Here is a 17807-nt window from a genome sequence, read left to right as displayed (position 1 = left end):
GTCGTCCGGCCGGCCCGCGCGTCCCCCGACTGAACGCGCGGACCGGACGGACGGCCTGCTGGAGGGTGACTGCTGCGGTTTGGCGTGCCACTGGGGCCGCACGGTCACGTGACAGCACTGTAATCCGGGTCACATGCCGTGATCAATGTCAGTCGGTGAGCGTTCGGTCACAAAGGGCGGCGACCGCGCGCCGGGCCGCCTCGGCCTCCCTCGGGTCCACGACGGCGGGTTCGACCAGGTCGAGGACGTCCGGTTCGGAGCCGTCGACCAGCACGACCCGCGTGCGGCCGCTCCAGTCCAGGCCGAGGGTCGCCCGGCCCGAGTGCAGCAGCTCGGTGACCACCAGCGCCCCGAGCAGCTCGACGACGGTGTCGACGAGGCGGGAGGCCGGGGTGCCGTCGGCGATCAGCGGCTCGCCGAGGCGCAGCAGTTCGCCGCGGCCCAGCGCGGCCAGCACCTCGTCCGCCGTGCCGTGCTCGGCGACGCCGCTCGCGCGGGCCGCGTCGGCCAGCGTCCCGGCCCGCCGCTCGGCGCGCGCGGCGTGGGCGCGGGCGACCACCTCAGGCCAGTCCGCGGCGGGCCCGGACCCGTGGTCCAGGCCCCGTTCCAGCGCGGGCAGGTCGGCCAGCAGCGTCCACGCCCGCCGGTCGTCGACGGTCGCCGGGCCGCCGCCCGCCATCGCGGCGATCCGCTCCCGGACCGGCGGGTGGGTGTCGAACGGCGACCGGGGCGGGTCCTCGAACAGGGCGACGTCGAGCCCGGCGAGCCGCTCCCGCACGTCGGGGTCGTCGAGGAAGGCGCGGAACCCCAGCAGCAGGGGAGGGGTGCGCCCGGAGTCCGGCACGAGCGCCAGGAACTCGCGCTCGAAGTGCGCCCACGCGGCGGTCAACGGCCCGAGCCTGCCCAGCATCGCCCGCGCGGTCGCCGCGCCCGTGGCGGCGACGGCGGCCTTGTCGGCGTGGAACTCCAGCTCGCGGTTGACCGCGGCCGCGACCCGCGTCGACAGCCGCGAGTAGTGGCCGACCAGCCACCCGAGGACGCCGGTGAGCTGGGCGGCGGTCAGCACGAGCGCGCCGTCGGTCCGCTGGACCAGCGTCGCCAGCCGGGCATACCGGTCGCCGTAGTGGCCCAGCTCGTGGGCGATCATCGCCCGCAGTTCGCCGACGGTCAGGCCCGCCACCAGCGGCAACCCGATCAGCAGGTACCGGCGGCCGGTCCGCAGGCCGACCATCCGGGTCTGCTCCCACGCCACCGCGTTCACGCCCACGACCAGTCGCACGTCGTCCGGCGCGCGGGTGCCCGCCGCCACGGCCAGCTCGTCCACCACCCGCCACAGCGAGGGCTGGTCGTCCCTGGTCAGCGGGGCACCGGCCGGTTGCTGGACGATCCGGGCGGCCCGCACCAGCGCCCCGCCCAGCGCGGTCGTCAGCAGCACCGCGCCGAGCGCGAGCGTCAACGCGGCCGCCCCGAAGCCGTGCGCGAAGGCGTACACCGCCAGCACGCCCGCCCCGGCGGTGACGGCGAGCACCGCGACGAAGAACCCGGCCAGCACGGCGAAGGCCAGTGCGATGCGCATCAGAGGTCCCCCAAGGGAAGTCGGACGCGGCAGCCTAGCTACTCCAGGTAACGGATCGTCACCAGGTCGCCCGCGGCCAGCTCGGTCGTGTCCTCGGGCACCTCGATCAGGCAGTTCGCGATGGCCAGCGCCGACAGCAGGTGCGATCCGGGCCCGCCGACCGGCGTCACGACCTCGCCGGACTCGGCGTCGTACGCGCCCCTCCGGTACTGGGTCCGGCCCGCGGGGGAGGTGATCGCGGTGCTGATCCGGGCGCGCGCGGTCCGGCGTTCCACGACCGGGAAGCCCATCGACGCCAGCAGCGCGGGCCGCACGAACACCTCGAACGACACCTGCGCGCTCACCGGGTTGCCGGGCAGCGTCGCGACCGCCACGCCCCGGTACCGGCCCGCGCCCTGCGGCCCGCCGGGCTGCATCGCGACCTTGAGGAACTCCACGCCCTGCCCGGTGAAGGCGTCCTTGACCACCTCGTACGCCCCGGCGCTCACGCCGCCGGAGGTCAGCACCAGGTCGACGGCGTCCAGGTGCGGCGCGAGGGCGGCGTGGAACGCGTCCACGTCGTCCGGCACGAACCGCAGCAGCTCGGCCTCGCCGCCCGCCTCGCGCACCCCGGCCGCCAGCATCAGGCCGTTCGACTCGTAGATCTGCCCCGGCAGCAGCGGCTCGCCGGGCCCGACCAGCTCGGAGCCGGTCGACAGCACCAGCACCCTCGGCCGCCTGCGCACCGGCAGCTCGCCGAAGCCCAGCGCCCCCGCCAGCGCGAGCTGCGCCGGTCCGAGCACGCGGCCCGCCCGCAGGACCGTCGCGCCGAGCGCCACGTCGTCCGCGGCCCGCCGGACGTGCGTGCCCGCCGCGACCCCCGAGCGCAGCAGGACCCGGTCGAGCCCGCCGTCGGTGTGCTCGACCTGCACCACGGCGTCCGCGCCCTCGGGAAGGGGAGCGCCGGTCATGATCCGGTGCGCCGTGCCCGCCTCCAGCGGAGCGACGTCGGTCTTCCCGGCCGGGATGTCCTGCGCGACCGGCAGGGTCACGGGCGCGTCGGCGACGTCCGCCGCGCGGACCGCGTACCCGTCCATCGCGGAGTTGTCGAACGGCGGCAGCGGGATCGGCGCGACCAGGTCCGCCGCCAGCACCAGCCCGAGGCAGTCCGCGATCGGGAGGGTGCGGACCGGCATGAGCCCGACCAGCCCGGACACCGCCGCCCGGTGCTCGGCGACGCTCGTGAGTGGTTTCGACACGACGACCATCCTGCCGGGCGCGTGCCAGACTGCTCCGACCGACACCGCTGTGAACAGGGGGAGAACGTTGCAGGTCCGCACGCGACACACGCCCACCTTCGGGATCGCGCGGCTGGTGCTGGCCCCCGGCGAGCCGGTGCTGGTCGACCGCGCCGGGTTCGTCGCCAGCAGCTACGGCGTCAGCTACGACCCGAAGGCCGCGCCGCCGCTGAAGGGGCAGGGCAAGGGCGTCCCCGCGGCGAGCTGCACGGCCAGCCCGGAGGGCGGCTGGGTCGACGTGGCGCCGTCGTTGCCGGGCGACCTGCACGTGCTGGAGCTGGACGGCACCGGCGGCTGGTGCGCCGCCCGGACGAGCTGGCTGGCGTCGGCGGGCACCGTGGCGATGGACCCGGCCGCGCCGCCGCTGCGGGCGCTCCAGGGCGGTGACGGCGGTTTCCTCACCTACCTGTTCGGCCGCGGCACGGTCGTCCTGACCTGCTACGGGACGCTGGACATCGTCATGCTCGCCCCCGGCGAGCTGGTGAGCATCGCCGCGGGCCACGTCGTCGGCTTCGGCGAGTCCATGCAGTGCAGGCTGCGCGCGCTGGCCCCGGACGGGGCGCAGTCGATGCGCACCGGCGAGGGCCTGGCGTTCGACTTCGCCGGTCCGGGACTGGTCCTGACCCAGACCCGCAGCCCCCAGCACCTGGGGAGTTGGCTGCACGGGCAGGCGATCGGCTCACGTCCATGACTCCGTAAGGAGGTACACGACGACTGCTTGTTCTTCTAGCGTTGCGGTTTGCCTCGCGTTTTTTGCGCTTTAGGAGGACGTCTTGGCGATCGGCACGGTCAAGTGGTTCAACTCGGAAAAGGGCTACGGCTTCATCGCGACCGACGGGGGCCCGGACGTCTTCGTGCACTACTCCGCCATCCAGATGGACGGATTCCGCACGCTGGCCGAGGGCGACCGGGTCGAATTCACGATCGAGGCAGGCAGGGACGGTCGCAGTCAGGCCTCGGAAGTGCGCCGCGCGTCGTGACCCGCCCCAGGCGGACGTTAGGCTGCCCCGCGTGTCGGAGGACCTGAGCGGGCGGCGGCTAGGCCATTACCGGATCGACGGCGTCCTCGGTCGGGGCGGCATGTCCGTGACCTACCGGGCGACGGACGTCAGACTCGGCCGCAAGGTGGCGCTGAAGGTCATCGGCGAGCACCTCACCGCGGACGCCGAGTTCCGCGAGCGCTTCGTCGACGAGGCGCGCAACACCTCGGCCATCGACCACGCCAACATCGTGCCGCTCTACGACTTCGACGAGGTCGACGGGCTGCTGTACATCGCCATGCGGCTGGTCGACGGGTCGGACCTCGCGAGCCACATCAAGGACGGGCCGCTCTCGCCCGCGCGCACGCTGACGCTGCTCGGCCAGGTCGCCGAAGCGCTCGACATGCTGCACGGCAAGGGCCTCGTGCACCTGGACGTGAAGCCGGCGAACGTGCTGGTCACGACCAAGGAGGCGGTGCGCGAGCACGTCTACCTGGCGGACTTCGGCCTGACCAGGCGCGGGGCCACCGGCCACCGCACCCGCACGGGCGACTTCCTCGGGTCGCCGACCTACGCGGCCCCGGAGCACCTGCGCGGCGAGCCGGTCGACGGCCGCACCGACGCGTACGCGCTGGCCTGCATGCTCTACGCGTGCCTGAGCGGCAGGCCGCCGTTCCAGGGCGGCGTGCAGGACGTCATCCAGGGCCACCTCGCCCAGGAGATCCCGCCGCTGACGTCGCTGGTGGTGCTGCCGCCCGCGATCGACGACGTGCTGCGCAAGGGCACCGCGAAGGACCCGAACCAGCGGTTCGCGAACTGCCAGGAGCTGATCAACGCGGCCCGTGGCGCCCTCTCGCAGGTGCAGCGGCCCGGCAACCCCCCGGAGCGCCGCCAGCCGGGAGCGGGCCAGCAGGGCGGCTCTCAGCCCCCGTCCGGGTCGATCCCGGTGCAGCAGCCCGTGCTCGGGCCGAACTCCGGCCCGATGCCCGTGCAGCAGTACCAGCCGCCGCAGCCGCAGCAGCAGGTCCGGCCGCCGGTCTACCCGCAGCAGCAGCCGCCGTTCCAGCAGCCGCACCCCAGCTCGCAGGACCCGGTCCGACTGCGCCCGCCCGCACCGGTCGGCACCAGCGCGTTCGGCAGCACCTCCAGTTCGCGGCCGACGTGGTTCGCGCCGGTGGTCGTCGGCGTGATCGCCGTCGCGCTGGTGATCATCCTGGTGATCCTGCTGTCGCCCAGCGACGAGCCGCCGAGCGACACGCCGGGCACGACGTCGACCAAGCAGTCCATCCAGGTCGGCGAGCCCACGTCGGGCAGCCGCAAACCGCTGCCCACCAGCGTGCCGGTGAAGCCCTCCTCCTGACCTGCGCTTCTTGCACTCGACCCTGTCGAGTGCTAAACACGAACTGGCACTCGGACCACCCGAGTGCCAGCACGCGGGCTAGGACGGTGAGGCTCGTCCCGGTTTTTCCGGGGCAGGTCGTCCGTCGCGGGCACCATCCTGGCCAAGCACCGTGTTCCGCTGTGGACGCACGTCCGCAGTGGCCCCATATCCTTTAAAAGGCGGAGGAACACACCGCAATGGCCAAGATGATCGCGTTCGACGAGGAAGCCCGGCGCGGCCTCGAGCGGGGCATGAACATCCTCGCGGATGCCGTCAAGGTGACGCTCGGCCCGAAGGGCCGCAACGTCGTTCTCGAGAAGAAGTGGGGCGCCCCCACGATCACGAACGACGGCGTCTCGATCGCCAAGGAAATCGAGCTCGAGGACCCCTGGGAGAAGATCGGGGCCGAGCTCGTCAAGGAAGTTGCGAAGAAGACCGACGACGTCGCGGGCGACGGCACCACCACCGCCACCGTGCTCGCCCAGGCGCTCGTGCGCGAGGGCCTGCGCAACGTGGCCGCCGGTGCGAACCCGCTCGGCCTGAAGCGCGGCATCGAGAAGGCCGTCGAGGCCATCACCGAGCAGCTGCTGAAGACCGCCACCACGATCGAGACCAAGGAGCAGATCGCCGCCACGGCGTCCATCTCCGCGGGCGACTCGACGATCGGCGAGCTCATCGCCGAGGCGATGGACAAGGTCGGCAAGGAAGGCGTCATCACGGTCGAGGAGAGCAACGCTCTCGGCCTTGAGCTCGAGCTGACCGAGGGCATGCGCTTCGACAAGGGCTACTCCTCGGCCTACTTCGTCACCGACCCGGAGCGCCAGGAAGCCGTCCTCGAGGACGCGTACATCCTGCTCTACGGCTCGAAGATCTCCTCGGTGAAGGACCTGCTCCCGCTGCTGGAGAAGGTCATGCAGGGCGGCAAGCCGCTCCTCATCATCTCGGAGGACGTCGAGGGCGAGGCGCTGGCGACCCTGGTCGTCAACAAGATCCGCGGCACCTTCAAGTCCGTGGCCGTCAAGGCCCCCGGCTTCGGCGACCGCCGCAAGGCCATCCTCCAGGACATCGCCACCCTCACCGGTGGCCAGGTCATCACCGAGGACGTCGGCCTCAAGCTCGACACCGCCGACATCTCGCTGCTGGGCCGCGCCCGCAAGGTCGTCGTGACCAAGGACGAGACGACCATCGTCGAGGGTTCGGGTGACGCCGAGCAGATCCAGGGCCGCGTCAACCAGATCCGCGCCGAGATCGAGAAGTCCGACTCGGACTACGACCGCGAGAAGCTCCAGGAGCGCCTCGCGAAGCTCGCCGGTGGCGTCGCCGTCATCAAGGCGGGTGCCGCGACCGAGGTCGAGCTCAAGGAGCGCAAGCACCGCATCGAGGACGCGGTGCGCAACGCCAAGGCCGCCGTCGAGGAGGGCATCGTCGCCGGTGGTGGCGTGGCCCTGCTCCAGGCTGCTGAAGCGGTCTTCAAGAACCTTCAGTTGACCGGCGACGAGGCCACTGGCGCCAACATCGTCAAGGTCGCCGTCGAGGCTCCGCTGAAGCAGATCGCCATCAACGCCGGCCTCGAGGGCGGTGTCGTCGTGGAGAAGGTCAAGGGCCTCCCGATCGGCCACGGCCTCAACGCCGCGACCGGCGTCTACGAGGACCTGCTCGCCGCGGGCGTGCCGGACCCGACCAAGGTGACCCGTTCTGCCCTGCAGAACGCCGCCTCGATCGCGGCCCTGTTCCTCACCACCGAGGCCGTTGTGGCCGACAAGCCGGAGAAGAACGCGGCCCCGGCCGCGCCCGACGCCGGCGGCATGGACTTCTGATCCAGAAGACCAAAGCCAACAGTTAGACCCTCGAAGGCCCCGAACCACACAGGTTCGGGGCCTTCGTACATGAAAAACAATGAAAAACAATTTATGAAGAGCAAAAAGAAGAAAAAAGAGCGAAGGTCCAGGTAGGAGACCTAGAGGGAGATCTCGGTCTTGGAGCGGAATGACTGCTTGGCCAGCCTTGGTGGCCGCATGACTGCCCGGCCGGCTTTGGTGGCCGCATGACTGCCTGGCCAGCCTTGGTGGCCGCATGACTACCTAGTGCCACGCGCCTGCTTGAGGCCGATTTTACTTGGGGTTTTTGGCGCTAAACTCAGTCGGGCGGCAAGCTTTCCACCTGCCGTTTTGGCCCGACTAGCGCCAAAAAGAGGGGCCCCAAGTCAAATCGGCCGGCGCGAAGCCATTCACACAGGCCGAGAGGAAACACCAGCCCACTCACACGGGCCGGGAGCAAACACCAGCCCACTAACACAGACCGGGACAAACCACCGGTCAACCCCAGCACCGGGCCGGGAAAAAACCACCGACCCTCAGAACCGAGCACAAGCGCCGCGGCGGTGACGCTTGTGCCGGAACCCCCAAACCCCAGATCCCCGACCGACAGCCCCTACAACATGATCGTCGGCGTCACCACGGTCCGCCCACGTTCCCCGCGGGCGTTCACCAGGTGCACCACGATCTGCGTGGTCCCGGTCGGCACGTCCGACAGCACGAACCGCCCACCGTCGTCGGCCTTGGTCGTCGACGACTCGTGCTCGGCCACCCGCACCTCCACCGTGTGCTCCCCGGCGGGCACCAGCCACCCGTCGATCCGGTGTCGTGCCCCGGTGGACGTGAAGTTCACCATCAGCGTCAGGTTGTCCACCGTGAACGTGATGGTCCCCGGCTGCCCTCCGCGTACCCCCGCGAACGATCCGGCTCGCTCCCACCGGGCCACCTCGACGTCGAGGTCCTCCAGGGCGATGGCGAACTGGACGCGTTCCACGAGGTCCGCGGGTGGTGGGTCGAGTTCGTAGACCAGTCGGGTCAGCTCCGAGAGGACGGCGGTGTCCTCGAAGCCCCTGGGGTCATCGCGCGGGTCGATGTCGTTCACCGCGATCCTCCTTCCGCGTCGAGATGTGTGCGCAGCGTTGTCAGGCAGCGGCCCCTGGTGGGGCCGATGCTGCCGCGCGGTATGGACAGGGCTTCGGCCACCGTGCGGTACTCGGCGCGTCCGGCGAGGACGGTGAGCCGCAGCAGTTCCTGGCACCTTTGGGACAAACGACCGAAAGCCCGCCACAACCGGATGTCCCGGTCGTCGACGAGCGCTGCGTCCTCGGGGAGGCCTTGGGTGCTTTCCAGGTGGTCGGCGACCTCGTCGCTGAGGCCGGTCTCCCGCCTGCTCGGCGTCCAGGTGCGCCGGGCTTCGCGGCGGGTCGCGACGACGAGCCAGCCGACGAGGGCTTTCGGTTCGTGCAGGCGGTCGACGTGGCGCAGGAACGCCAGCCACACCGTCTGCACCACGTCCTCGGCCGTGGCGCGGTCGAGTCCGTGTCCTCTGGCGACGTGCCACACCAGCGGGGTGAGTTCGGCGACGAGCACGTCCAGCGCGCGCCTGTCCCCCGCGCGGGCGGCGTTCACGCAGGCCGCGTGTCTGTCCGTGCCGGCCAAGCCCTCCCATGGAGGGTGTTCGCCGGTCGTGCGCAACTCACCCACGTCCTCACCTCCCGGTCCGTCCGGTGCACTGGTCCTGATGATCGCCGAAGCGGTCCGCGTCGCCTCCCCCGAAACGCCGCGGACCGCTTCCGCTTGGCGGTCTCCCCGATCGACACCCCTCGACGTCGACCGACTCTCCACCACGCCCCCCTGTGGTTCGTCAGCCGCCGTTCCCGGCCGAGGAGGTCGTCCCGCGCTGGTCGCCGGGCGGTTCGGCGGTCATCGGGCCTCCTCGAGCTGGGTCTTTGAGGTCTGTCACCAGCACAAGAGCGCAGTCGGTCTGAGTAGATACACCCATATGGAAATCTTTTCGCCGCTTCTTCGCGGCGAGTGGACGTGTCGGTGCGCCCCGTGGTCGGGCCGTGCCGCCGTGAGGGTGACGGGTGAGGCCGCGCGGGTGACGTCGTCACGCGCAGCACACGCCTATGGTCTGGACCATGCTGGAAGTCATCGCTTTGGACGCGGCCGATGCCGAAGCCGCGCAGGCCGGTGGAGCACACCGGTTGGAACTAGTGGTCGAGATGGCGTCCGACGGGCTCACGCCACCTCCGTCGGTGTTCAGGAGCGTGCGGGCCGCCACGGACCTGCCGATCCGGGTCATGCTCCGCGACGCCACGGGCTTCGCGCCCGGCAGCGTCGACGTGCTGCGCCGGGACGCGGCGGCGCTGCGGGAGCTGGGCGCGACCGAGTTCGTGCTCGGGTTCCTCACCCCGTCGGGTGAGGTCGACGAGGAGACCGTCACGGCCGTGCTCGGGGAGCTGGACGGGTGCCGGTGGACGTTCCACCGCGCGCTGGACAACTCCGCCGACCCGCTGGCCGCGTGGTCGGTCGTCGCGAAGCTCGGCTGCGACACCGTGCTCGCGAGCGGCAGCCCGAAGGGCGTCGCGGACGGCCTGCCGGTGCTGCGCGAGCTGCTCGCGCGGCAGGAGGCCGACGGCCTGGCCGTGTTGGTGGGCGGCGGTTTGCAGGCCGCACAGGTCGGCCCGCTCAAGGCGGCGGGGGCCACCGGCTTCCACGTCGGCAGTGCCGTCCGGCCGTCCGGTTGGAGCGGTCCGGTGTCCCAGGAGGCCGTGCGCACCTGGGCGGATCTGGTCTAGACCCTTGCCGAAACGGACACGCCGCTCCTAACATCGCCGAATCGCGTTGCTCACCGCGAAATGACCGTTGCACATTGTGCAATAAATGTCGCTGAGGGGATCTGAGATGCGGTTCGTGTTGTTGGCTGCGGCGTGTTCCGTGGTGCTGGCCGGGTGCGCGCCGGTGACGTCGTCGGGACCGGCGACCCAGGGCACCGACGAGAAGTCCGGGCAGCTCCGGGTGTGGCTGTTCGACGAGGTGAACCGCGGCCCCAAGGAGGAGGTCGTCAAGCAGGCGGTGAGCGAGTTCCAGGCCGCCCACTCCGGCGTGACCGTGGACGTCCAGTACATCCAGGTGTCCACCCGCGCCGAGCGCTTCAAGGCCGCCTTCAGCGACCCCAAGAGCGCGCCGGACGTCGCCGAGTTCGGCAACACCGACCTCGCGGGCTACGTCGCCGCGGGCGGGTTCGCCGACATCACCAAGGAGACCTCGGACTGGGCGGACAGCAAGGACTTCCTGCCCGCCGTGCTCGACACCGCCAAGGTCGACGGCAAGACCTACGGCCTGCCCTGGTACGTCGGCGTCCGCGCCCTCTACTACCGCACGGACGTGTTCACCGAACTGGGCGTGCAACCGCCGAAGACGCTCGACGAGATCGCCCCGCTGGCCCGCAGGATCCGCGCCGCGAAGCCGGACCTGCTCGGCATCTCCGCGGGCGGCAAGTACACGTTCGGCATGCTGCCCTTCGTGTGGGCCAACGGCGGCGACCTCGCCACCGGCAGCGGCGGCAAGTACACGGCGAAGATCGACAGCGCCGAGTCCAAGAAGGGCGTCGCGAAGTACACCGAGCTGATCGCCGACGACATCTGCCCGGCGGCGCAGTGCGCGGCCAACGGCGGCGACGCGAGCGTCGAGGCGTTCCGCGCGGGCAAGGCCGCGATGGTCATCGGCGGCGACTTCAACCGCAAGTCCGTCGACGCCAGCGCCGCCGCGGGCAAGTACGCGGTCGTGCCGCTGCCCGGCGCCACCGCGGGCTCGATCGCCCCGGCGTTCGCGGGCGGCAACCTGCTCGGCGTCATGAAGGGCACCGAGCGCCGGACGCTGGCGAACCAGTTCCTCCAACTCCTGGGCGGCAAGCAGTACCAGCAGAAGATGTTCCAGGCCATGGGCAACCTGCCGACGTTCGCCGACGTGCAGGCCGACGTGGCCAAGAACGACGCGTTCGAGCAGCCGTTCATCAAGACCCTGGAAGCGGGCACGAAGTTCGTGCCGGTCACGCCGTCGTGGGCCAAGATCGACGCACAGGCCGTGATCCCGACGATGCTCCAGCAGATCGCCGCGGAGGGCAAGGACGTCGAGACCGCCACCAAGACGGCCGCCGACACCATGAACGCGGCCTTCGGCTCGTGACGCAGCGCATGGCGCGGGGTGACGGCAGGACCGCGTTCGCCTACCTCACCCCGGCACTGCTGGTGCTCGGCGGCCTGATGGCCTACCCGATCTACCAGCTGGTGCTCATCTCGCTGTTCGACTACGGCCAGGAGCAGGTCAGCGGCGGGGCCCCGCTGGTGTTCCTCGGGCTCGGCAACTACATGAAGCTGTTGGCGGACCCGCAGTTCTGGACCGTGCTGTGGCAGACCGTCGGCTTCGCCGCGACCTGCGTGGTCGGCACCCTGGTGGTCGGGGCGGCGCTCGCCGTCCTGGCCACCAGGGGCCGCCCCTGGGCCCGGATGCTGCTGTTCCTGGCGGCGCTCGGCGCGTGGGCGACCCCGGCCGTCGCGGGCTCGACGATCTGGCTGTTCCTGTTCGACGCGAACTTCGGCCTGGTCAACGAGATCCTCGGCAGCACCGGCTTCTCCTGGACGTTCGACCGCTGGCTCGCCTTCGGTCTCGTGGCCGCGCAGGTGATCTGGTGCTCGTTCCCGTTCGTCATGGTGACGCTCTACGCGGGCATCAAGGCCATCCCGCAGGAGGTCATCGAGGCCGCGGCGCTCGACGGCGCGTCCACGGTCCGCACCGCGCGCAGCGTCATGCTGCCGCTGCTGCGCCCGCTGATCCTCGTCGTGACGATCCAGTCGATCATCTGGGACTTCAAGGTGTTCACCCAGATCTACGTGATGACCAACGGCGGCGGCATCGCGGGCCGCAACCTCGTCCTCAACGTCTACGCCTACCAGCAGGCCTTCGCCGCGTCCGAGTACGGCCTCGGCGCGACCATCGGCGTCGTCATGACCGCGTTGCTGCTGCTGATCACCATCGGCTACCTGCGGGCGCTGCGGAAGTCGGGAGAAGAGCTGTGAAACGTCCCGGCAGGCTGATCGCCGAACTCGTGACCGTCGTGATCGCCGCGGTGATCGCGTTCCCGCTGTACTGGATGGTCCTGACCGCGCTGAAGCCCGCCGACGAGGTGATCTCGGCGAACCCGCGGCCGTGGACGCTCGCGCCGACGCTGGACAACTTCACCCGCGCGCTGACCGTGCAGAGCTTCGGCCGGTACTTCCTGAACAGCCTGGTCGTCGCGCTGGTCGTGGTGGTGCTGAGCCTGCTGATGTCGTTCCTCGCGGCCACAGCGCTGACCCGCTTCCGGTTCCGCGGCCGGACGACGATGCTGATCATGCTGCTGGTGGTGCAGATGGTGCCGGTGGAAGCCCTGACCGTGCCGCTGTTCTTCATGATGCGGTCGGTCGGCGACACGCTGCCCGCGTTCGGGCTGAACCACCTCGGCTCGCTGGTGCTGGTGCACCTGGCGTTCAGCATGCCGTTCGCGATCTGGATGCTGCGCGGGTTCGTCGCGGCGGTGCCGGTGGAGCTGGAGGAGGCCGCGACGCTGGACGGCGCGAGCCGCTTCCGGTTCCTGTGGCAGGTGCTGTTCCCGCTGGTGGCGCCCGGTCTGGTGGCCACGAGCGTGCTGGCGTTCATCCACGCGTGGAACGACTTCCTGTTCGCCAAGACGTTCATCATCTCGGCCGCGGAGAACCAGACGCTGCCGCTGGCGTTGCAGGCGTTCATCAAACCCGACCAGAACGACTGGGGAGCGATCATGGCCGGTTCGACCCTGATGACCATTCCGGTGCTGGTGTTCTTCGTGCTCGTGCAGCGCAGGCTCGTGTCCGGTCTCGCCGGGGCGGTGAAGGGATGAGCCTGCTTCCCAAGCCGACGCGGTTCACCCCCGGAACCGGTGTGACGCAACGGATCGAGCCGGTGGTGTCGTTCGTCGACGGGCCCGCGGAGTCGTACCGCCTGGTGGTCACCACCGAGGGCGTGTCGGTCGAGGCGGCCGACGCGGCGGGCGCGTTCTACGCCGCCCAGACCCTCCGGCAGCTGCGCGGGCCGGACGCGTTCCGGGCCGCGCCGATCAGCGCGGACCCGCCGTCCCTGCCGGTGTGCGTGGTCGAGGACCGGCCGCGGTTCCCGTGGCGGGGCTGCATGCTCGACGTGGCGCGGCACTTCCTGCCCAAGCACGACCTGCTGCGGTACGTGGACCTGATCGCGGCGCACAAGCTGAACGTGCTGCACCTGCACCTGACCGACGACCAGGGCTGGCGCTTCGAGGTGAAGCGGTACCCGAGGCTGACCGAGGTCGGGTCGTGGCGGCCGGAGTCGCGCTACGGCGACCGGCGCGCGAAGGTGTCGACCGGCAGGCCGCACGGCGGTTTCTACACGCAGGACGACCTGCGCGAGGTCGTGGCGTACGCGGCGGCGCGGCACGTGACCGTGGTGCCGGAGATCGACGTGCCCGGCCACAGCCAGGCGGCCATCGCGGCGTACCCCGAACTGGGGAGCGGCGACCCCGTGGGCGTCTGGACCGACTGGGGGATCAACGAGAACGTGCTGAACCTGGAGGAGTCCACAGTGGACTTCTACCGGGGTGTGTTCGACGAGCTGGTGGACGTGTTCCCCAGCGCGGTGATCGGGCTCGGCGGCGACGAGGTGCCGGGCGCGACGGAGGCGCACGGCGGGTTCATCCGGGCCATCGCGGAACACCTGGCGACGCACGGGCGGCGGGCGTTCGGCTGGGACGAGATCGCCGAGGTCGGGCCGCTGCCGGACGGCGCGGTGCTGGCGTCGTGGCGCGGGGAGGACGCGGGGGTGGCGGCCGTGCGCGGCGGCCACGACGTGGTGATGTGCCCGGAGCGGCACGTGTACCTGGACTACCGGCAGTCCGACTCGCCGGACGAGCCGATCCCGGTGGGCACGGTGCTGTCGCTTTCGGACGTCTACCGGTACGAGCCGGTGCCCTCGGTCCTCACCGGCGAGGAGCCGGGGCGGGTGATCGGCGCGCAGGCGAACGTGTGGACCGAGCACCTGGACTCGGCGCGGCGGCTGGACTACGCGGCCTTCCCGAGGCTGGCCGCGTTCGCCGAGGTCGTGTGGAGTGGTGGCGAGCGCGACGAGGAGGAGTTCCTCGAGCGGCTCGCCACCCACCACCTGCCCCGGCTCGACGCGCTGGGCGTGGAGTACCGGCCACTGGCCGGACCACACCCGTGGCAGACGATGCCGGGCGTCCCTGGCTTCCCACGGTGACTAGAAGGTGTGCGGGGTGTCCTGCGGCTGGTAGAGGTCCGGGCTACTGGACTCCTCGGGGATGAGCACCCAGCAGGCGATGTAGAGGATGGCGCCGGTGCCGAAGCCGAAGAGGGTCGCGGCCACGAGGCCGATGCGCAGCAGGGTCGCGTCGATGCCCATCAGCTTCGCCGCGCCACCGCACACGCCGCCGAGCATCTTGTCGTCCCGGCTGCGGCGGAGCTTCTTGACCTTGTCGGTGGTCTCGTTGAGCACGTTGTTCGTCATGGGTACAACGATGCCGTCCAGGAGCTGCGAGAACATCGGGGGCGGACCCTGACGTCCCCCGGATCCGCGACCCTGGCCGTACCCTCAGGGCGTGACGCCGGACGAGCTCGCCGCCGAACTGGACCGCGTCGGGTACCTGCCCGACGCGGGCGTGACGACGGCCGCGTTCCTGGCGCTGAAGATGCACCGGCCCCTGTTCTGCGAGGGCGAGCCGGGCACCGGCAAGACGTCGCTGGCACTGGCACTGGCCCAGGCCCTCTCGCTCCCGCTGATCCGGCTCCAGTGCCACGAGGGCATCGACGCCTCCCAGGCCCTCTACGACTGGGACTTCCCCCGCCAGCTCCTGCACCTGCGCGCCCTGGAGGCCGCGGGGTCCACCGTCGACCCGGACACCGCGGAGGCTTCCCTCTACACCCGCCGGTTCCTGCTGGCCAGGCCCCTGCTGCGGGCGTTGGAGGAGTCCCCGTGCGTGCTGCTGGTCGACGAGGTCGACCGCGCCGACGACGAGTTCGAGGCCTTCCTGCTCGAAGTCCTGGACAGCAACACCGTCACCATCCCCGAACTGGGCGAGATCCGCGCCCTCGTCCCCCCGATCGTCGTCCTGACCTCGAACCGCACCCGCGAGGTCCACGACGCCCTCAAGCGCCGCTGCCTCTACCACTGGCTCGAACACCCCGACCTGCCCCGCGAGGTGGAGATCATCCGCCGCCGCCAACCGGGCGTCACCGAACACCTCGCCACCCAGATCGCCACCGCGGTCGGCAAACTCCGCGACCTCGACCTGCTGAAACCACCGGGCGTGGCCGAATCCCTCGACTGGGCGGCCGCGCTGCTCGCACTGGGCCGCACCGAACTGGACGCCGAAACAGCCGCCACCACCCTGGGAGCGGTCCTCAAGTACCGCGAGGACGCCACCCGCGCGGTGGCGTCGGGGGTGCTGGGCCGAGAGGCCAGTTGAGATTCTTCGGACGATCCTCCAACTCGTGGAGGCGCACAATTGTGGGATGACGGTTCTGACCGGATACGTCGGGTTCGCCCGTGCGCTGCGCCAAGCGGGTGTCGGGTGCGGGCCCGAGCGGGTGCAGGCGTACGTCGGGGCGGTCGGGTTGGTGGATCCCGGCAGCCGGGACGACCTGTACTGGGCCGGGCGGTTGACGTTGTGCGGGGAGCCCGACGACCTGCCGCGGTACGACGCCGCGTTCGAGGCCTGGTTCGGGGGTGAGCCGCCGCGGAGGGCCCGGCACCGGAAGTTGCGGGCGACCCAGCTCGCCGCGCTCAACGGTGGGGAGAGCCAGGACGGGCGGGGCGGGCGGCTCGCCACGGCCGCCAGTGACACCGAGGTCCTGCGGCACAAGGACATCGCCGGGTTGACCCCGGCCGAGAAGGCGCACCTGCGGGAGTTGATCGCGACGCTCAAGCCCGTTCCGCCCAGAAGAAGGGCGTTGCGGGCGACGAAGGCCAGGAGCGGGCAGCTCGACCCGAAGCGGACGTTGCGGGCGATGCTCGCGGCCGGGGGTGAGCCTGCCAGGCCGAGGTACCGGCGCAAGGGCACGCGGCCTCGCAAGGTGGTGCTGCTGGTCGACGTGTCGGGCTCGATGTCGCCGTACGCGGACGCGTTGCTGCGGTTCTCGCACGTCGTCGCGCGGGCGATGCCGACCGAGGTGTGCACGCTCGGCACGCGGCTCACGCGGGTGAGCCGTCAGCTCAAGCACCGCGACGCCGAGTTCGCGCTGCTGTCAGCCACCCGTGCCGTGCCGGACTACGAGGGCGGGACCCGGCTCGGTGAGACGATCAAGGTGTTCCTGGACCGGTGGGGGCAGCGCGGGGTGGCGCGGCGGGCTGTCGTCGTGGTGTTCTCGGACGGGTGGGAGCGCGGCGACACCGCGTTGCTGGGCGAGCAGTTGGCCCGGTTGAGGCGGTTGGCGCACGCCGTCATCTGGGTCAACCCGCACGCGGGCAAGGACGGCTACGCGCCGACCCAGTCCGGGATCATCGCGGCCCTGCCGCACGTGGACCGCCTCCTGGCGGGCCACAGCCTCGACACCCTGCGCCACCTGCTCAAGGAGATCAACCGTGCGTGATGTGCTCGACGAACTCGCCCGCCGCGTCGCGGACGGGCAGACCGTGGGAGTGGGCACGGTCGTGGCGACCTTCAGCTCGGCGCCGAGGGCTCCTGGCGCGGCGATGCTGGTCGGCCCGGACGGCGAGGTCACCGGCAGCGTGTCCGGCGGCTGCGTCGAGGGGGCCGTGTACGACCTCGCGCAGCAGGTCGTCGCCGAGGACCAGCCGGTGCTCCAGCGCTACGGCGTGAGCGACGACGACGCGTTCGCGGTGGGTCTGACCTGCGGCGGGATCATCGACGTCTACGTGGAGTCGATCAACGCGGCCACGTTCCCCGAGCTGGCCGAGATCCACGAGGCCGTGCGCGCGGAGGTGCCGGTGGCCATCGCGACGATCATCGAGCACCCCGACGCCGACCGGTTGGGCCGCCGCGTGGTGATCTGGCCGGACCGGGTGTCCGGGACGCTCGGGTCGGCCCGCGCGACGGACGCCGTCGTGGACGACGCGCGCGGGATGCTCGCGACCGGCCGCAGCGGCTCGCTGCACTACGGGCCGGACGGGCAGCGCCGCGGCGAGGGCATGACGGTGTTCGTGAACTCGTTCGAGCCGCCGCCCCGGATGCTGGTGTTCGGCGCGATCGACTTCGCCTCGGCGATGGCCCGGCTCGGCACGTTCCTCGGCTACCGGGTCACGGTGTGCGACGCGCGGCCGGTGTTCGCGACCGCGAGCCGGTTCCCGGAGGCCGACGAGGTCGTCGTGGACTGGCCGCACCGCTACCTCGCGGCGCAGGCCGACGCCGGGCGCGTGGACGAGCGGACCGTCGTCGCGGTGCTCACGCACGACCCGAAGTTCGACGTCCCGCTGCTGGAGGTCGCGCTGCGGCTGAAGCTCGCGTACGTCGGCGCGATGGGGTCGCGGCGCACGCACGACGACCGGTTGCGGCGGCTCCGCGAGGCGGGCGTGACCGAGGGCGAGCTGGCCGGGATGGCGTCGCCGATCGGGCTCGACCTGGGCGCGCGCACGCCGGAGGAGACCGCGGTGTCGATCGCGGCCGAGATCATCGCTCTGCGCTGGGGCGGTCGCGGTGAGCGATTGACGATTCTGGACGGCGCGATCCACAGGTAGCGGAGTTAGGGTGATGTGACA

General features: G+C 71.2%; 17 protein-coding genes. 12 read left to right on the top strand and 5 right to left on the bottom strand.

Annotation, left to right across the window (positions count from 1 at the left end):
- Positions 1–148: 148 nt before the first annotated feature.
- Positions 149–1576 (bottom strand): M48 family metalloprotease, encoded by a 1428-nt coding sequence (locus ACFWW9_RS04185; protein WP_390371164.1) that lies wholly within the window; start codon positions 1574–1576, stop codon positions 149–151.
- Positions 1577–1614: 38 nt separating this feature from the next.
- Complete coding sequence (gene glp, locus ACFWW9_RS04180; RefSeq protein ID WP_390371229.1) at positions 1615–2823, bottom strand: gephyrin-like molybdotransferase Glp; 1209 nt, start codon at positions 2821–2823, stop codon at positions 1615–1617.
- Positions 2824–2863: 40 nt separating this feature from the next.
- On the opposite strand from glp, the gene ACFWW9_RS04175 reads away from it, so the two are divergent.
- The 4 genes from ACFWW9_RS04175 (at position 2864) to groL (ending at position 7031) form a co-directional block, all read left to right on the top strand.
- Positions 2864–3544 carry an AIM24 family protein gene (locus ACFWW9_RS04175; RefSeq protein WP_390371162.1) on the top strand — a complete coding sequence of 227 codons (681 nt, stop codon included), beginning with the start codon at positions 2864–2866 and terminating at the stop codon, positions 3542–3544.
- An 82-nt stretch (positions 3545–3626) separates the two neighbouring features.
- A complete protein-coding gene (locus ACFWW9_RS04170) occupies positions 3627–3833 on the top strand; it encodes a cold-shock protein (protein WP_390371160.1) in 207 nt (68 codons plus the stop codon).
- Positions 3834–3864: 31 nt separating this feature from the next.
- A complete protein-coding gene (locus tag ACFWW9_RS04165; RefSeq protein WP_390371159.1) occupies positions 3865–5193 on the top strand; it encodes a serine/threonine protein kinase in 1329 nt (442 codons plus the stop codon).
- 218 nt (positions 5194–5411) lie between these two features.
- Complete coding sequence (gene groL, locus ACFWW9_RS04160; RefSeq protein ID WP_390371157.1) at positions 5412–7031, top strand: chaperonin GroEL; 1620 nt, start codon at positions 5412–5414, stop codon at positions 7029–7031.
- 613 nt (positions 7032–7644) lie between these two features.
- Here the strand turns inward: groL and ACFWW9_RS04155 are convergent.
- Together ACFWW9_RS04155 and ACFWW9_RS04150 are read right to left on the bottom strand one after the other, a co-directional pair.
- Positions 7645–8067 carry a carboxypeptidase regulatory-like domain-containing protein gene (locus ACFWW9_RS04155; protein WP_390371228.1) on the bottom strand — a complete coding sequence of 141 codons (423 nt, stop codon included), beginning with the start codon at positions 8065–8067 and terminating at the stop codon, positions 7645–7647.
- Between the two features lie 59 nt (positions 8068–8126).
- A complete protein-coding gene (locus tag ACFWW9_RS04150) occupies positions 8127–8732 on the bottom strand; it encodes an RNA polymerase sigma factor (RefSeq protein WP_390371156.1) in 606 nt (201 codons plus the stop codon).
- Positions 8733–9169: 437 nt separating this feature from the next.
- Here ACFWW9_RS04150 and ACFWW9_RS04145 point away from each other — a divergent pair, with 437 nt between their 5' ends.
- From ACFWW9_RS04145 to ACFWW9_RS04125, 5 genes are all read left to right on the top strand, one after another.
- The gene (locus tag ACFWW9_RS04145) at positions 9170–9829 is read left to right on the top strand and encodes a copper homeostasis protein CutC (protein ID WP_390371154.1); all 660 of its coding nucleotides are present in this window, start codon (positions 9170–9172) and stop codon (positions 9827–9829) included.
- Positions 9830–9935: 106 nt separating this feature from the next.
- Positions 9936–11219, top strand: a complete 1284-nt coding sequence (locus ACFWW9_RS04140) for an extracellular solute-binding protein (RefSeq protein ID WP_390371152.1) — start codon at positions 9936–9938, stop codon at positions 11217–11219.
- A gap of 8 nt (positions 11220–11227) precedes the next feature.
- Entirely contained in the window at positions 11228–12109 is an 882-nt protein-coding gene (locus ACFWW9_RS04135; RefSeq protein WP_390371226.1) for a carbohydrate ABC transporter permease, read from the top strand.
- Positions 12106–12948: a carbohydrate ABC transporter permease gene (locus ACFWW9_RS04130; protein ID WP_390371150.1), complete on the top strand. Its 843-nt coding sequence runs from the start codon at positions 12106–12108 to the stop codon at positions 12946–12948. The genes ACFWW9_RS04135 and ACFWW9_RS04130 overlap by 4 nt, the downstream gene beginning before the upstream one ends.
- Complete coding sequence (locus ACFWW9_RS04125) at positions 12945–14333, top strand: beta-N-acetylhexosaminidase (protein WP_390371148.1); 1389 nt, start codon at positions 12945–12947, stop codon at positions 14331–14333. The genes ACFWW9_RS04130 and ACFWW9_RS04125 overlap by 4 nt, the downstream gene beginning before the upstream one ends.
- Here ACFWW9_RS04125 and ACFWW9_RS04120 read toward each other — a convergent pair whose 3' ends face one another.
- The gene (locus tag ACFWW9_RS04120) at positions 14334–14600 is read right to left on the bottom strand and encodes a PspC domain-containing protein (RefSeq protein ID WP_390371146.1); all 267 of its coding nucleotides are present in this window, start codon (positions 14598–14600) and stop codon (positions 14334–14336) included.
- A 91-nt stretch (positions 14601–14691) separates the two neighbouring features.
- Between ACFWW9_RS04120 and ACFWW9_RS04115 the strand changes: the two genes are divergently transcribed.
- From ACFWW9_RS04115 to ACFWW9_RS04105, 3 genes are read left to right on the top strand one after another with little or no spacing between them, the layout of a single operon-like run.
- Positions 14692–15558, top strand: a complete 867-nt coding sequence (locus tag ACFWW9_RS04115) for an AAA family ATPase (protein ID WP_390371144.1) — start codon at positions 14692–14694, stop codon at positions 15556–15558.
- 46 nt (positions 15559–15604) lie between these two features.
- On the top strand, positions 15605–16681 hold the full coding sequence (locus ACFWW9_RS04110; RefSeq protein WP_390371142.1) for a VWA domain-containing protein: 1077 nt from the start codon (positions 15605–15607) through the stop codon (positions 16679–16681).
- Positions 16674–17786 (top strand): XdhC family protein, encoded by a 1113-nt coding sequence (locus tag ACFWW9_RS04105; RefSeq protein ID WP_390371140.1) that lies wholly within the window; start codon positions 16674–16676, stop codon positions 17784–17786. The genes ACFWW9_RS04110 and ACFWW9_RS04105 overlap by 8 nt, the downstream gene beginning before the upstream one ends.
- Positions 17787–17807: the final 21 nt, after the last annotated feature.

It is taken from the genome of Umezawaea sp. NPDC059074 (genome assembly GCF_042738955.1).
Classification (GTDB): Bacteria; Actinomycetota; Actinomycetes; order Mycobacteriales; family Pseudonocardiaceae; genus Umezawaea.
Note: the sequence above shows the minus strand (reverse complement) of the source record. Positions and strands in the feature narration are given on the sequence as shown.

Coding starts and splice junctions, on each gene's coding strand:
- ACFWW9_RS04185 (WP_390371164.1), bottom strand. CDS start 1,576: ATGCGCATCGCACTGGCCTTCGCCGTGCTGGCCGGGTTCTTCGTCGCG.
- glp (WP_390371229.1), bottom strand. CDS start 2,823: ATGGTCGTCGTGTCGAAACCACTCACGAGCGTCGCCGAGCACCGGGCG.
- groL (WP_390371157.1), top strand. CDS start 5,412: ATGGCCAAGATGATCGCGTTCGACGAGGAAGCCCGGCGCGGCCTCGAG.
- ACFWW9_RS04145 (WP_390371154.1), top strand. CDS start 9,170: ATGCTGGAAGTCATCGCTTTGGACGCGGCCGATGCCGAAGCCGCGCAG.
- ACFWW9_RS04140 (WP_390371152.1), top strand. CDS start 9,936: ATGCGGTTCGTGTTGTTGGCTGCGGCGTGTTCCGTGGTGCTGGCCGGG.
- ACFWW9_RS04135 (WP_390371226.1), top strand. CDS start 11,228: ATGGCGCGGGGTGACGGCAGGACCGCGTTCGCCTACCTCACCCCGGCA.
- ACFWW9_RS04125 (WP_390371148.1), top strand. CDS start 12,945: ATGAGCCTGCTTCCCAAGCCGACGCGGTTCACCCCCGGAACCGGTGTG.
- ACFWW9_RS04120 (WP_390371146.1), bottom strand. CDS start 14,600: ATGACGAACAACGTGCTCAACGAGACCACCGACAAGGTCAAGAAGCTC.
- ACFWW9_RS04110 (WP_390371142.1), top strand. CDS start 15,605: ATGACGGTTCTGACCGGATACGTCGGGTTCGCCCGTGCGCTGCGCCAA.